Origin of the sequence: Pseudomonas sp. CFSAN084952 (genome assembly GCF_009648855.1) — a bacterium.
GTDB lineage: Bacteria > Pseudomonadota > Gammaproteobacteria > Pseudomonadales > Pseudomonadaceae > Aquipseudomonas > Aquipseudomonas paracarnis.
Genome location: NZ_CP045767.1, coordinates 1,272,111 through 1,286,446 on the forward strand (window position 1 = coordinate 1,272,111; position 14,336 = coordinate 1,286,446).

General features: G+C 55.6%; 8 protein-coding genes, 2 tRNA genes and 3 rRNA genes. 8 read left to right on the top strand and 5 right to left on the bottom strand.

Annotated features, from left to right (window positions below):
- Positions 1-86 precede the first annotated feature (86 nt).
- Entirely contained in the window at positions 87-1,247 is a 1,161-nt protein-coding gene (locus tag GH769_RS05950) for a cysteine desulfurase family protein (RefSeq protein WP_014717820.1), read from the top strand.
- A gap of 48 nt (positions 1,248-1,295) precedes the next feature.
- Positions 1,296-3,104: an aminopeptidase P family protein gene (locus GH769_RS05955; RefSeq protein ID WP_032901925.1), complete on the top strand. Its 1,809-nt coding sequence runs from the start codon at positions 1,296-1,298 to the stop codon at positions 3,102-3,104.
- A 38-nt stretch (positions 3,105-3,142) separates the two neighbouring features.
- Here GH769_RS05955 and GH769_RS05960 read toward each other — a convergent pair whose 3' ends face one another.
- The 4 genes from GH769_RS05960 to rhtA all read right to left on the bottom strand — a co-directional run bounded on the left by GH769_RS05960 (position 3,143) and on the right by rhtA (position 5,930).
- Positions 3,143-3,733, bottom strand: coding sequence for a 2-hydroxychromene-2-carboxylate isomerase (locus GH769_RS05960; RefSeq protein ID WP_032901924.1), 591 nt, complete (start codon positions 3,731-3,733; stop codon positions 3,143-3,145).
- Between the two features lie 34 nt (positions 3,734-3,767).
- Positions 3,768-4,499, bottom strand: a complete 732-nt coding sequence (locus GH769_RS05965) for an SDR family oxidoreductase (RefSeq protein WP_014717823.1) — start codon at positions 4,497-4,499, stop codon at positions 3,768-3,770.
- 98 nt (positions 4,500-4,597) lie between these two features.
- Complete coding sequence (locus tag GH769_RS05970; RefSeq protein ID WP_003190182.1) at positions 4,598-4,879, bottom strand: hypothetical protein; 282 nt, start codon at positions 4,877-4,879, stop codon at positions 4,598-4,600.
- Positions 4,880-5,042: 163 nt separating this feature from the next.
- Positions 5,043-5,930 (bottom strand): threonine/homoserine exporter RhtA, encoded by an 888-nt coding sequence (gene rhtA, locus GH769_RS05975; RefSeq protein WP_014717824.1) that lies wholly within the window; start codon positions 5,928-5,930, stop codon positions 5,043-5,045.
- Positions 5,931-6,572: 642 nt separating this feature from the next.
- Here rhtA and GH769_RS05980 point away from each other — a divergent pair.
- The 6 genes from GH769_RS05980 (at position 6,573) to mrdA (ending at position 13,902) form a co-directional block, all read left to right on the top strand.
- A 16S ribosomal RNA gene (locus GH769_RS05980) occupies positions 6,573-8,109 on the top strand.
- Between the two features lie 124 nt (positions 8,110-8,233).
- Positions 8,234-8,310 (top strand) — tRNA-Ile (locus GH769_RS05985).
- Positions 8,311-8,320: 10 nt separating this feature from the next.
- Positions 8,321-8,396 (top strand) — tRNA-Ala (locus GH769_RS05990).
- Positions 8,397-8,633: 237 nt separating this feature from the next.
- Positions 8,634-11,525: ribosomal RNA gene (locus GH769_RS05995) — 23S ribosomal RNA — on the top strand.
- A 155-nt stretch (positions 11,526-11,680) separates the two neighbouring features.
- A 5S ribosomal RNA gene (gene rrf, locus GH769_RS06000) occupies positions 11,681-11,796 on the top strand.
- Together the 16S, 23S and 5S rRNA genes with 2 tRNA genes alongside form the textbook arrangement of a ribosomal RNA operon.
- A 213-nt stretch (positions 11,797-12,009) precedes the next feature.
- Positions 12,010-13,902 (top strand): penicillin-binding protein 2, encoded by a 1,893-nt coding sequence (mrdA, locus tag GH769_RS06005; protein ID WP_014717825.1) that lies wholly within the window; start codon positions 12,010-12,012, stop codon positions 13,900-13,902.
- Position 13,903: 1 nt separating this feature from the next.
- Here the strand turns inward: mrdA and GH769_RS06010 are convergent, their stop codons facing one another.
- Positions 13,904-14,305, bottom strand: coding sequence for a GFA family protein (locus GH769_RS06010; RefSeq protein ID WP_003190187.1), 402 nt, complete (start codon positions 14,303-14,305; stop codon positions 13,904-13,906).
- Positions 14,306-14,336: the final 31 nt, after the last annotated feature.

Consider the following 14,336-nt stretch of genomic DNA (forward strand, 5'->3'; position numbering starts at 1 on the left):
CGATCGGTTAAACCTGACGACCTCTGTTCTGGTCGATGCCCCCCGAGACGCTGTTCTTGGGAATACGCTCTGCGAGTTTTAACCTCATGAATAAACGTCCGCTGTATTTCGACTACGCCGCCACCACGCCGGTGGATGAGCGAGTTATCCAGGTGATGGTCGAGTGTCTGGGTTTCAACGCCCACTTCGGCAACCCTGCGTCCAGTTCCCATGCATTCGGCCAAGCGGCCCGGCAGAAGGTTGAACAGGCGCGTCGCCAGGTGGCCGAGTTGGTGGTGGCCGAGCCCGAGCAGATAGTCTGGACCTCCGGTGCCACGGAATCCAACAACCTTGCGCTCAAGGGCGTGGCCCAGGCCCGTGGTGTGGCGGGTGGGCATATCATCACCAGCCAGATCGAACACAAGGCCACGCTGGACACCGCGCGGCAATTGCAGGAAGCCGGAGTGGCAGTGACTTACCTGGTACCGGATGCAGACGGCTTGATCAGCGTCGAAGCGGTCAGCGAAGCCTTGCGCGAGGATACCTTTCTTGTCTCGCTGATGCTGGTCAACAACGAACTGGGCACCCTCAACGATATCCCGGCCATTGGTGCGCGGGTACGTGAGCACGGCGCGTTGTTCCATGTGGACGCGGCGCAAGGGGCAGGCAAAGTGGCTATCGACCTGGCCCGGTGGCCGGTGGACTTGATGTCGTTCTCTGCTCACAAGCTGTATGGGCCCAAGGGTATCGGCGCGTTATATGTCGGGCCTCGGGCGCAGCAGAAGGTATTGGCGCAGATTCACGGGGGGGGCCACGAAGGCGGTTTGCGCTCCGGCACCCTGGCGACTCATCAGATTGCCGGCATGGGCGCGGCGTTTGCTCTGGCGGCGGCGTCTTTCGAGGATGAGAAGGCCACGATTGTCGCGCTGCGCCAGCGCTTGCTGGATCAATTGGCGTCGGTTGCCGGCTTGCGTCTTAATGGCAGCTCAACCCAGCGTATTCCACACACATTGAGCCTTACCTTCAGCGAAGGCGAATTCAATTCAGCCGCATTGAGTGCAGGCATTGCCTTTTCCGCGACTTCGGCGTGCAATTCGGCCAGCAATGCGCCGTCCCATGTGCTTCTGGCCTTGGGGCATGACGCTCGCAGTGCCGCTCGCACTATTCGCTTGAGCCTGGGCAGGTTTACCACCGAACAGGATATCGACCAGGCCGCGCAGTTGATCAAGGCCGCATTGGCGAGTGCGCCAGCGTTCTGGGCAGTCTGATTTATCATCGCAGTACATAACAATTATTAGTGGTTAGCAGGAGACACAATGAGTACGCAGCCTTTGACCCATGGAACGGTTCCCCAGCGCCTGGCGCACACCCGTGAACTGATGCGCCGCGAAGGCATTCATGCCTTGCTGGTGCCATCGGCGGACCCGCATTTGTCCGAATATTTGCCGGGTTACTGGCAAGGGCGCCAGTGGTTGTCCGGTTTTCATGGCTCGGTGGGCACTCTGATCGTCACGGCGGAGTTCGCCGGGGTCTGGGCGGATAGCCGTTATTGGGAACAGGCGACCAAGGAGCTCAAGGGCAGCGGTATCGAGCTGGTGAAGCTGCAACCGGGTCAGCCCGGGCCGCTGGAGTGGCTGGCCGAGCAAACCCCTGAGGGTGGCGTGGTGGCGGTGGACGGTGCGGTCATGGCCGTGGCCTCGGCACGTACCCTGGGTGGCAAATTGGCCGAGCGTGGCGCGCGTCTGCGTACCGATATCGATGTGCTCGATGAAGTCTGGCAAGACCGCCCAGCGTTGCCGAACCAGCCGATCTATCAGCATCTGCCGCCCCAAGCCACCGTCAGTCGTGGCGAGAAACTGGCCGCCTTGCGTGCCAGTTTGAAAGACAAGGGCGCCGATTGGCATTTCATCGCGACGCTGGATGACATCGCCTGGCTATTCAACCTGCGCGGCGCTGATGTGTCGTTCAATCCGGTGTTTGTGTCCTTTGCCTTGATCAATCAGCAACAGGCCACTTTGTTTGTGGCGTTGGGCAAGGTCGATGCGCAACTGCGGGCGGTGCTTGAGCAGGATGGCGTGACCCTGCGTGATTACAGCGAGGTGGCGCAAGCGCTGCGAGCGGTACCGGCGGGCGCAAGTTTGCAAGTAGACCCTGCCCGCGTCACCGCCGGCTTGCTGGAAAACCTCGACGCGGGCGTCAAGCTGGTTGAAGGCCTCAACCCCACCACACTGGCTAAATCCCGCAAGAGCCTGGCGGATGCGGAACATATCCGCCAAGCCATGGAGCAGGATGGTGCGGCGCTGTGCGAATTCTTTGCCTGGCTCGACAGCGCCCTGGGTCGCGAGCGCATTACCGAACTGACGATTGACGAACACCTGACCGCTGCACGTACTCGCCGCCCAGGCTATGTATCGCTAAGTTTCAACACCATTGCCGCCTTCAACGCCAACGGCGCGATGCCGCATTACCACGCCACCGAAGAAGAGCATGCGCTGATCGAAGGTGATGGCTTGCTGTTGATCGACTCGGGCGGCCAATACCTGGGCGGAACCACGGACATCACGCGGATGGTGCCTATCGGTACACCGAGTGAGGAGCAGAAACGCGATTGCACGCGGGTGCTCAAGGGTGTGATTGCTCTGTCCCGTGCGCAGTTCCCCAAGGGCATTCTTTCACCGTTGCTGGATGCCATTGCCCGTGCGCCGATATGGGCAGAAGGCGTGGACTACGGTCACGGCACAGGCCACGGCGTGGGTTATTTCCTCAACGTACATGAAGGTCCGCAGGTCATTGCCTATCAGGCTGCCGCGGCGCCACAAACGGCGATGCAGCCAGGGATGATTACTTCAATTGAACCGGGTACTTATCGCCCTGGCCGTTGGGGCGTGCGCATTGAGAACCTGGTGTTGAACCGTGAAGCGGGCAAGACCGAGTTTGGCGAATTCCTCAAGTTCGAAACCCTGACCCTGTGCCCAATTGATACCCGCTGCCTGGAGCCGTCGTTGCTCACGGCGGATGAGCGCGAATGGTTCAACGCGTATCACGCCCAGGTGCGTGAGCGTTTGAGCCCGCTGCTCAATGGTGCAGCGCTTGAATGGTTGCAGGTGCGCACTGCGGCGATTTGATCGGTTGCAGCCAAGGCATTGCCGGCTGCAATCAACACCTAGCTGAGGGCTTCACGCACAAAGTCCAGGCGGTCCTGGCCGAAGAACAGCTGGTTTCCTACAAAGAAACTGGGAGCGCCGAACACGCCGCGCTTAATGGCTTGTTCGGTTTTGTCCTTGAGAGCGTCCTTGACGGCTGCATCATTGGACAGGGCCAGTACCTGCTCGGGATCGAACCCCTGTTCGGTGAGCACATTGGCCACGACCTCTGGGTCGCCCAGGTGACGGCCTTCCACCCAGAGTGCGCGGAACAGGCAGTCGATGAAGTCGAGGAAGCGCTCAGGCTGGTGGATTTGAATGCCGGTGACGGCGCGCATCAGCACCAAGGTATTGATGGGAAAGTGCGGGTTGAACCTGAGCGGCACGTTGTAGCGTTTGGCGTAACGCGCCAGGTCATCGAGCATATAGCGCCCCTTGGCGGGCACCATGATCGGCGAGGCATTGCCCGTGGCCTTGAATACACCGCCCAACAGCATCGGTTGATACACCACCTGTGCGCCGGTTTTAGCGCACAGCGCCGGCAACTGGGTATAGGCCAGGTAAGTGGCGGGGCTGCCGAGATCAAAGAAGAACTCCAGGGTTTTACTCATGGTCTGTACTCACTGCTTATTGTTATAGAGGGAGTCACCAGGTTTCATTCCAGGGGCGCAGGTCCAGTTCGAACGTCCAGGCGTCCCGTGGCTGGCGATGCAGGAACCAGTAGTTGTCGGCAATATGGTCAGGGTTGAGGAGGGCGTCCTGATCCTTGAGGGCGTATTTTTGCGGGAAGTTCTCGCGAATGAAGTCGGTATCGATGGCACCGTCCACCACCACATGGGCGACATGGATGTTCATCGGGCCTAACTCCCGCGCCATGCTTTGTGCCAGGGCGCGTATCCCATGCTTGGCGCCAGCGAAGGCAGCAAACCCCGCGCTTCCGCGTAAGCCGGCGGTGGCTCCGGTGAACAGGATAGTGCCGCGGTTACGCGTGACCATGCGCTTGGCGACTTCCCGTGCGTTCAGGAAGCCGGAGAAGCACGCCATCTCCCAGATCTTGAAGTACTTGCGTGCGGTTTCTTCCAGAATGCTGCAAGGCACATTGGCGCCGATGTTGAAGACGAACGCTTCAATAGGCCCCAACTCGGTTTCGATTTGCTCGACCAGTGCGATCACGTCCTCTTCTTTACGTGCATCACAGGCAAAACCATGGGCTTCACCGCCCGCCAACTGAATGCTGTCTACCAGGGGCTGCAGTTTGTCGGCGCTGCGACGGGTGACGCAGGCGATGTAGCCTTCGCGGGCAAAGCGTTTGGCTATGGCGCCGCCGGTCGCGTCACCGGCACCCACTACTAATACGATTTTCTTGTTGTGCGGCATGGGAACTCCATTGGCTCGATGGTCGAGCAGGAGTTTAGCCTTCGTGCCGCAACTGGCCTGAATTTAAGATGAGCAGTCAGGAAAGACTGCTCGGGCAGCTATTTGCAAATGACGATCATACTGCGGCTGGTATAGCCAGCTGGGTTGAGGCCGAAAGGATAGTCCCCAGGCTCTTCGGAGTTGTCGCCGGATTTGGCTATCACCCGGTAGCCCTTGGCACCGCATGAGTTGGCTGCACTGGTGTAGCACTGGTCCCAGGAGGAGGACAGGCCTGAACAGTTGATATGCAGCCCTTTTTTTCCCCGTTTCACTTCTGTTTTTGTGGTTGCAGCACAGCCAGCGATGCCCACAACCAGCAACAGTATCAAAATTCGTTTCATTCCCATCCTTAATAGCCGCCCTGCAAAAGAACAGAGCCGCTTTACTCGCTCTCGAGCGAAGCGTTCATGCTGTCCGTGTCGAAATTCTCCATGAATGACATTCGGTTACGGCCTAAACATGGCCTAAATGAGCGGCAAATACCAGAGCTGGCTTTAAAGATGATCAGTCGGCAGGCACCAGTGGTTTGGATTCGTTGCGCATCGTCAACGTCGCGCCTACGCTAGCCAGGATAATGCAGGTGATGGCCAGCCATTGGGCCAGGGATAAATGCTCATGCAGAAAGAACAGGCCGGAGAGGGCGCCGAACGCCGGTTCGATACTCATCAACGTGCCGAATGTGCGAGCGGGAAGGCGAGTCAGTGCGACCATCTCCAAGGTGTAGGGCAAGGCGGTGGACAGAATTGCGACGCCAATGGCGACAGGGATCAGGGCGGGCGTCAGCAGCGCGGCGCCCGCATGCACGATGCCGATCGGTGCGACGAACAGGGCCGCAATCATCACGCCGAGTGCAGCGGTCTGAACACCATTGTCGTTCCCAGCCTTTTGGCCGAATAAAATATAGAGGGCCCAGCATCCGCCTGCGCCCAGTGCGTAAGCCGCGCCGACCCAGTCGATACCGCTACTGGCCTCGCCCATCGGAATTAACAGCAGCAGGCCGATGATCGCCAGGGCAATCCACAGGAAGTCGACAGCTCTGCGCGAGGCATAGATAGCGACGGCAAGCGGGCCTGTGAATTCGAGTGCTACTGCAATCCCCAGCGGTACGGTACGAAGGGACATATAGAAGAGGAAGTTCATGCCGCCCAGCGCCATCCCGTAAATGATCACCGTGCGCAAGGACTTGGCCGTCAGCGTGGCGCGCCATGGGCGTAATAGCACCAGCATGATCACACTGGCGAAAATCAAACGCAGAGCAGTGGTGCCTTGTGCGCCAACAATAGGAAACATGCTTTTGGCCAATGACGCACCGGATTGGATGGACGCCATGGCGATCAATAGCAGGCCGATCGGAAACAATGCGGATGCCAGGCTGCGAGGAGGGGTGGTCATTGCGGGAGTTCTTCCGAAGTCATGATCGATAAATACGTGGCGCTATGATGCTTAACTGTCAATGAATGAGCAATATATTGCTCAAATGCTGACTCGTAGCTATCTATATAGTGGAAGCATCGGTTTTTCGAGGTTTTTGATAGAAAAACCGAATAATTGGGTTGACGGCAGATTCTGGAAGCCTATAATTCGCCCCACTTCCGGCGCAGTCGAAACGGAAAACTCCTTGGTAAACAATGAGTTACGCAGTTCTCGACAGCAAGTTGCTTCAGTTCATCGAAGCCAAAAGGAAGTTGAAAAAGAGGTGTTGACAGCAGCGTGTAACGCTGTAGAATTCGCCTCCCGCTTACGAGAGATCGCAAGCGCAAGTGGTTGAAGTTGTTGAAGAAATCTTCGAAAACTTCTGAAAATAACCACTTGACAGCAAGTGAGGCTGCTGTAGAATGCGCGCCTCGGTTGAGACGAAAGATCTTAACCAACCGCTCTTTAACAACTGAATCAAGCAATTCGTGTGGGTGCTTGTGGAGTCAGACTGATAGTCAACAAGATTATCAGCATCACAAGTTACTCCGCGAGAAATCAAAGATGTAACCAACGATTGCTGAGCCAAGTTTAGGGTTTCTTAAAAACCCAAAGATGTTTGAACTGAAGAGTTTGATCATGGCTCAGATTGAACGCTGGCGGCAGGCCTAACACATGCAAGTCGAGCGGTAGAGAGAAGCTTGCTTCTCTTGAGAGCGGCGGACGGGTGAGTAATGCCTAGGAATCTGCCTGGTAGTGGGGGATAACGTTCGGAAACGGACGCTAATACCGCATACGTCCTACGGGAGAAAGCAGGGGACCTTCGGGCCTTGCGCTATCAGATGAGCCTAGGTCGGATTAGCTAGTTGGTGAGGTAATGGCTCACCAAGGCGACGATCCGTAACTGGTCTGAGAGGATGATCAGTCACACTGGAACTGAGACACGGTCCAGACTCCTACGGGAGGCAGCAGTGGGGAATATTGGACAATGGGCGAAAGCCTGATCCAGCCATGCCGCGTGTGTGAAGAAGGTCTTCGGATTGTAAAGCACTTTAAGTTGGGAGGAAGGGTTGTAGATTAATACTCTGCAATTTTGACGTTACCGACAGAATAAGCACCGGCTAACTCTGTGCCAGCAGCCGCGGTAATACAGAGGGTGCAAGCGTTAATCGGAATTACTGGGCGTAAAGCGCGCGTAGGTGGTTTGTTAAGTTGGATGTGAAATCCCCGGGCTCAACCTGGGAACTGCATTCAAAACTGACTGACTAGAGTATGGTAGAGGGTGGTGGAATTTCCTGTGTAGCGGTGAAATGCGTAGATATAGGAAGGAACACCAGTGGCGAAGGCGACCACCTGGACTAATACTGACACTGAGGTGCGAAAGCGTGGGGAGCAAACAGGATTAGATACCCTGGTAGTCCACGCCGTAAACGATGTCAACTAGCCGTTGGAAGCCTTGAGCTTTTAGTGGCGCAGCTAACGCATTAAGTTGACCGCCTGGGGAGTACGGCCGCAAGGTTAAAACTCAAATGAATTGACGGGGGCCCGCACAAGCGGTGGAGCATGTGGTTTAATTCGAAGCAACGCGAAGAACCTTACCAGGCCTTGACATCCAATGAACTTTCTAGAGATAGATTGGTGCCTTCGGGAACATTGAGACAGGTGCTGCATGGCTGTCGTCAGCTCGTGTCGTGAGATGTTGGGTTAAGTCCCGTAACGAGCGCAACCCTTGTCCTTAGTTACCAGCACGTCATGGTGGGCACTCTAAGGAGACTGCCGGTGACAAACCGGAGGAAGGTGGGGATGACGTCAAGTCATCATGGCCCTTACGGCCTGGGCTACACACGTGCTACAATGGTCGGTACAGAGGGTTGCCAAGCCGCGAGGTGGAGCTAATCCCATAAAACCGATCGTAGTCCGGATCGCAGTCTGCAACTCGACTGCGTGAAGTCGGAATCGCTAGTAATCGCGAATCAGAATGTCGCGGTGAATACGTTCCCGGGCCTTGTACACACCGCCCGTCACACCATGGGAGTGGGTTGCACCAGAAGTAGCTAGTCTAACCTTCGGGAGGACGGTTACCACGGTGTGATTCATGACTGGGGTGAAGTCGTAACAAGGTAGCCGTAGGGGAACCTGCGGCTGGATCACCTCCTTAATCGACGACATCAGCTGCTCCATAAGTTCCCACACGAATTGCTTGATTCATTGAAGAAGACGATAGAAGCAGCTTTAAGCTCCAAGCTGATAGCTCTTAGCTAATCAGTTACGCGCTCGAAATTGGGTCTGTAGCTCAGTTGGTTAGAGCGCACCCCTGATAAGGGTGAGGTCGGCAGTTCGAATCTGCCCAGACCCACCAATTTTGTTATGGGGCCATAGCTCAGCTGGGAGAGCGCCTGCCTTGCACGCAGGAGGTCAACGGTTCGATCCCGTTTGGCTCCACCATTAACTGCTTCTGCTGTTAGAGTTTAGAAATGAATATTCTGAAGCGAATATTGATTTCTAGTCTTTGATTAGATCGTTCTTTAAAAATTTGGGTATGTGATAGAAAGATAGACTGAACGTTACTTTCACTGGTAACGGATCAGGCTAAGGTAAAATTTGTGAGTTCTCTTAATTGAGAAATTCGAATTTTCGGCGAATGTCGTCTTCACAGTATAACCAGATTGCTTGGGGTTATATGGTCAAGTGAAGAAGCGCATACGGTGGATGCCTTGGCAGTCAGAGGCGATGAAAGACGTGGTAGCCTGCGAAAAGCTTCGGGGAGTCGGCAAACAGACTTTGATCCGGAGATGTCTGAATGGGGGAACCCAGCCATCATAAGATGGTTATCTTGTACTGAATACATAGGTGCAAGAAGCGAACCAGGGGAACTGAAACATCTAAGTACCCTGAGGAAAAGAAATCAACCGAGATTCCCTTAGTAGTGGCGAGCGAACGGGGACTAGCCCTTAAGTGGCTTTGAGATTAGCGGAACGCTCTGGAAAGTGCGGCCATAGTGGGTGATAGCCCTGTACGCGAAAATCTCTTAGTCATGAAATCGAGTAGGACGGAGCACGAGAAACTTTGTCTGAATATGGGGGGACCATCCTCCAAGGCTAAATACTACTGACTGACCGATAGTGAACTAGTACCGTGAGGGAAAGGCGAAAAGAACCCCGGAGAGGGGAGTGAAATAGATCCTGAAACCGTATGCGTACAAGCAGTGGGAGCCCACTTTGTTGGGTGACTGCGTACCTTTTGTATAATGGGTCAGCGACTTATTTTCAGTGGCGAGCTTAACCGAATAGGGGAGGCGTAGCGAAAGCGAGTCTTAATAGGGCGTCTAGTCGCTGGGAATAGACCCGAAACCGGGCGATCTATCCATGGGCAGGTTGAAGGTTGGGTAACACTAACTGGAGGACCGAACCGACTACCGTTGAAAAGTTAGCGGATGACCTGTGGATCGGAGTGAAAGGCTAATCAAGCTCGGAGATAGCTGGTTCTCCTCGAAAGCTATTTAGGTAGCGCCTCATGTATCACTGTAGGGGGTAGAGCACTGTTTCGGCTAGGGGGTCATCCCGACTTACCAAACCGATGCAAACTCCGAATACCTACAAGTGCCGAGCATGGGAGACACACGGCGGGTGCTAACGTCCGTCGTGAAAAGGGAAACAACCCAGACCGTCAGCTAAGGTCCCAAAGTTATGGTTAAGTGGGAAACGATGTGGGAAGGCTTAGACAGCTAGGAGGTTGGCTTAGAAGCAGCCACCCTTTAAAGAAAGCGTAATAGCTCACTAGTCGAGTCGGCCTGCGCGGAAGATGTAACGGGGCTCAAACCATACACCGAAGCTACGGGTATCACGTAAGTGATGCGGTAGAGGAGCGTTCTGTAAGCCTGTGAAGGTGAGTTGAGAAGCTTGCTGGAGGTATCAGAAGTGCGAATGCTGACATGAGTAACGATAATGGGTGTGAAAAACACCCACGCCGAAAGACCAAGGTTTCCTGCGCAACGTTAATCGACGCAGGGTTAGTCGGTCCCTAAGGCGAGGCTGAAAAGCGTAGTCGATGGAAAACAGGTTAATATTCCTGTACTTCTGGTTATTGCGATGGAGGGACGGAGAAGGCTAGGCCAGCTTGGCGTTGGTTGTCCAAGTTTAAGGTGGTAGGCTGGAATCTTAGGTAAATCCGGGATTCCAAGGCCGAGAGCTGATGACGAGTTACCTTTCAGGTAACGAAGTGGTTGATGCCATGCTTCCAAGAAAAGCTTCTAAGCTTCAGGTAACCAGGAACCGTACCCCAAACCGACACAGGTGGTTGGGTAGAGAATACCAAGGCGCTTGAGAGAACTCGGGTGAAGGAACTAGGCAAAATGGCACCGTAACTTCGGGAGAAGGTGCGCCGGTGAGGGTGAAGGACTTGCTCCGTAAGCTCATGCCGGTCGAAGATACCAGGCCGCTGCGACTGTTTATTAAAAACACAGCACTCTGCAAACACGAAAGTGGACGTATAGGGTGTGACGCCTGCCCGGTGCCGGAAGGTTAATTGATGGGGTTAGCTAACGCGAAGCTCTTGATCGAAGCCCCGGTAAACGGCGGCCGTAACTATAACGGTCCTAAGGTAGCGAAATTCCTTGTCGGGTAAGTTCCGACCTGCACGAATGGCGTAACGATGGCGGCGCTGTCTCCACCCGAGACTCAGTGAAATTGAAATCGCTGTGAAGATGCAGTGTATCCGCGGCTAGACGGAAAGACCCCGTGAACCTTTACTATAGCTTTGCACTGGACTTTGAATTTGCTTGTGTAGGATAGGTGGGAGGCTTTGAAGCGTGGACGCCAGTCTGCGTGGAGCCATCCTTGAAATACCACCCTGGCAACTTTGAGGTTCTAACTCAGGTCCGTTATCCGGATCGAGGACAGTGTATGGTGGGTAGTTTGACTGGGGCGGTCTCCTCCTAAAGAGTAACGGAGGAGTACGAAGGTGCGCTCAGACCGGTCGGAAATCGGTCGTAGAGTATAAAGGCAAAAGCGCGCTTGACTGCGAGACAGACACGTCGAGCAGGTACGAAAGTAGGTCTTAGTGATCCGGTGGTTCTGTATGGAAGGGCCATCGCTCAACGGATAAAAGGTACTCCGGGGATAACAGGCTGATACCGCCCAAGAGTTCATATCGACGGCGGTGTTTGGCACCTCGATGTCGGCTCATCACATCCTGGGGCTGAAGCCGGTCCCAAGGGTATGGCTGTTCGCCATTTAAAGTGGTACGCGAGCTGGGTTTAGAACGTCGTGAGACAGTTCGGTCCCTATCTGCCGTGGACGTTTGAGATTTGAGAGGGGCTGCTCCTAGTACGAGAGGACCGGAGTGGACGAACCTCTGGTGTTCCGGTTGTCACGCCAGTGGCATTGCCGGGTAGCTATGTTCGGAATAGATAACCGCTGAAAGCATCTAAGCGGGAAACTAGCCTCAAGATGAGATCTCACTGGAACCTTGAGTTCCCTGAAGGGCCGTCGAAGACTACGACGTTGATAGGTTGGGTGTGTAAGCGCTGTGAGGCGTTGAGCTAACCAATACTAATTGCCCGTGAGGCTTGACCATATAACACCCAAGCAATTTGCGAACTCGAGAGAGACCAGATTGCGGTGTGTGAAGACGCAATGAACCGAAAGTTCGACGCTCACAAACACCACGATCTATCACATACCCAATTTGCTGAAGCGAGACCAACTGGTCACGACTCAGTACCCGAATTTCTTGACGACCATAGAGCATTGGAACCACCTGATCCCATCCCGAACTCAGCAGTGAAACGATGCATCGCCGATGGTAGTGTGGGGTTTCCCCATGTGAGAGTAGGTCATCGTCAAGATTAAATTCCGAAACCCCAATTGCGAAAGCAGTTGGGGTTTTGTTTTGGGCGCTCGAAAATTCCAGCGCTTCTGGCAACATTAAATAAGCTGCCGTTGAGGGAATTCGATACAAAGTGTTTCTGCATTTTTGCTATGGTGCAGCACATTTTCACAAGGATTGATCCTTATCCGCAGGATGCGGCGTCGACCTTTTCCAACGAGATGCTGTAGAAATGCCTGAACCGATACCTATCAAAGATCACGAAAAAGAAAACCGCCTGGTCAACAAGCGCTTGCTCGCCTGTGCGGTGCTGGTGATTGGGATCACCTGTGCGCTGGTAGGGCGCATGTATTTCCTGCAGGTGGTGCAGTACGACTACCACTCCACAATTTCGGAGAACAACCGGGTCCACGTACTGCCTATCACACCGACTCGCGGCTTGATCTATGACCGTAATGGCGTGGTGCTGGCCGACAACCGCCCTAGTTATAACCTGACCATCACCCGTGAGCGCACCGCCGACCTCAAGGGTGAGCTGGACGAAATCGTCAATCTGTTGCACCTGCCTGCCGAAGACCGTGCGGTGTTTGATAAGGCGCTCAAGCAGGCCCGTCACCCGTTTGTTCCCGTCACGTTGTTCTACGAATTGACCGAAGAGCAGATCGCCGTTTTGGCCGTTAACGAGTTCCGTCTACCTGGTGTGGACGTCGAGCCACAATTCGTTCGCCACTACCCCCTGGGCGCGCACTTTGCCCACTCCATCGGCTACGTCGGCCGCATCAACGAAAAAGAATCCAAGACCCTGGATTCGGTGGAGTACCGCGGTACCCAATCCATCGGCAAAACCGGAATCGAGCGCTTTTACGAGTCAGAACTGCATGGCCATGTCGGTTATGAAGAGGTCGAGACCAACGCACAGGGCCGTGTGCTGCGCGTGCTCAAGCACACCGATCCGATCCCTGGCAAAAACATCGTCCTGAGCCTCGACGTCAAGCTACAGGAAGCCGCCGAAGAGGCCTTGGGCGACCGTCGCGGTTCAGTGGTCGCCCTGGACCCGCAAACCGGTGAAGTACTGGCTATGGTCAGTAAACCGAGTTTCGATCCGAACCTGTTCGTCACCGGCATCAGCTTCAAGGAGTACGCCGCGCTGCACGACTCCATTGACCGGCCGCTGTTCAACCGCGTGCTACGCGGGCTCTACGCGCCAGGTTCAACCATCAAGCCGGAAGTGGCCATTGCCGGTCTCGACAGCGGTGTCGTTACCCCACAAACCCGAGTGTTCGACCCGGGTTACTATCAGTTGCCAGACTTTGACCACAAATACCGCAACTGGAACCACAGCGGTGACGGCTGGGTGGACATGGACGCGGCCATCATGCGTTCCAACGACACTTACTTCTACGACCTGGCCCATAAGCTCGGGATCGACCGCCTGCACGACTATCTGGCCGAGTTCGGCCTGGGCCAGAAAGTGTCCCTGGATATGTTCGAAGAGTCTGCCGGCCTGATGCCATCCCAAGCCTGGAAGCGTGCGACCCGTCGCCAGCCGTGGTTCCCAGGCGAAACCGTGATCCTCGGCATTGGCCAAGGCTATATGCAGGTGACGCCACTGCAATTGGCCCAGGCCACAGCATTGATTGCCAACAAAGGTGTATGGAACCGCCCGCACCTGGCCAAGACCATCAATGGCGTGGCGCCTGTAGATGAGCACCCAATGCCCAACGTGGTGCTCAAGGACCCGCGTGACTGGGAGCAGGTCAACCACGGCATGCAATTGGTGATGCACGATCCCCGCGGTATCGCCCGAGCGGCAGCGCAAGGCGCGCAATACCGCATCGCCGGCAAGAGTGGCACCGCCCAGGTGGTGGCGATCAAACAGGGTGAGCGCTACAACCGCAACAAGACCTTGGAGCGGCATCGCGATAACGCCTTGTTCGTCGGCTTCGCGCCGGCCGAACATCCGAAAATCGTGATTTCAGTTATGATCGAAAACGGTGAGGCCGGCGGCCGTGTAGCCGGGCCTGTGGTGCGCCAGATCATGGATGCCTGGCTGCTCGACCAGGAAGGCCACCTCAAGCCGCAATATGCGGCGCCGGCCAAGGCACCGGGTGATCCACGGGTTTGACTCAGACCTTCCACTCGTCCCAGCGCGCTACGCCGTCATAGGCCAGCCAAGGCACTTCATGGGCCGTCCAGATATGCGAGGTGGGCCTGACGCCCGGATCATCATCTAGCGTCGCCACCCGCACGATCACGTGGGGCTGATGCCCACGTTCAGCAATCAGATGCGCGCCGCAACGCGAGCAGAAATGCCTGAATTTGCCCGGCGAAGATTCAAAGGACGACAGCAACTCCTCACCCTGCGTCCAGCGAAAATGCTCACGCATCACCCCGGCCGTGGCAACAAACGCGGCCGCGTGTGCCTTGCGGCAGCTTTCGCAGTGGCAGTGGCTGATGGGCATGTCCAGGCTGTCGACTTGGTAGCGCACACCTTTGCACAAGCAACTTCCATTCAGTGGGTCAGTCATAACCTATGGCCAGGCAAGGAGGGGGTCATCA

Bases quoted from the DNA above. Each gene is read 5' to 3' on its own strand.
- GH769_RS05950 (WP_014717820.1), top strand. From the start codon at position 87: ATGAATAAACGTCCGCTGTATTTCGACTACGCCGCCACCACGCCGGTG.
- GH769_RS05955 (WP_032901925.1), top strand. From the start codon at position 1,296: ATGAGTACGCAGCCTTTGACCCATGGAACGGTTCCCCAGCGCCTGGCG.
- GH769_RS05960 (WP_032901924.1), bottom strand. From the start codon at position 3,733: ATGAGTAAAACCCTGGAGTTCTTCTTTGATCTCGGCAGCCCCGCCACT.
- GH769_RS05965 (WP_014717823.1), bottom strand. From the start codon at position 4,499: ATGCCGCACAACAAGAAAATCGTATTAGTAGTGGGTGCCGGTGACGCG.
- GH769_RS05970 (WP_003190182.1), bottom strand. From the start codon at position 4,879: ATGAAACGAATTTTGATACTGTTGCTGGTTGTGGGCATCGCTGGCTGT.
- rhtA (WP_014717824.1), bottom strand. From the start codon at position 5,930: ATGACCACCCCTCCTCGCAGCCTGGCATCCGCATTGTTTCCGATCGGC.
- mrdA (WP_014717825.1), top strand. From the start codon at position 12,010: ATGCCTGAACCGATACCTATCAAAGATCACGAAAAAGAAAACCGCCTG.
- GH769_RS06010 (WP_003190187.1), bottom strand. From the start codon at position 14,305: ATGACTGACCCACTGAATGGAAGTTGCTTGTGCAAAGGTGTGCGCTAC.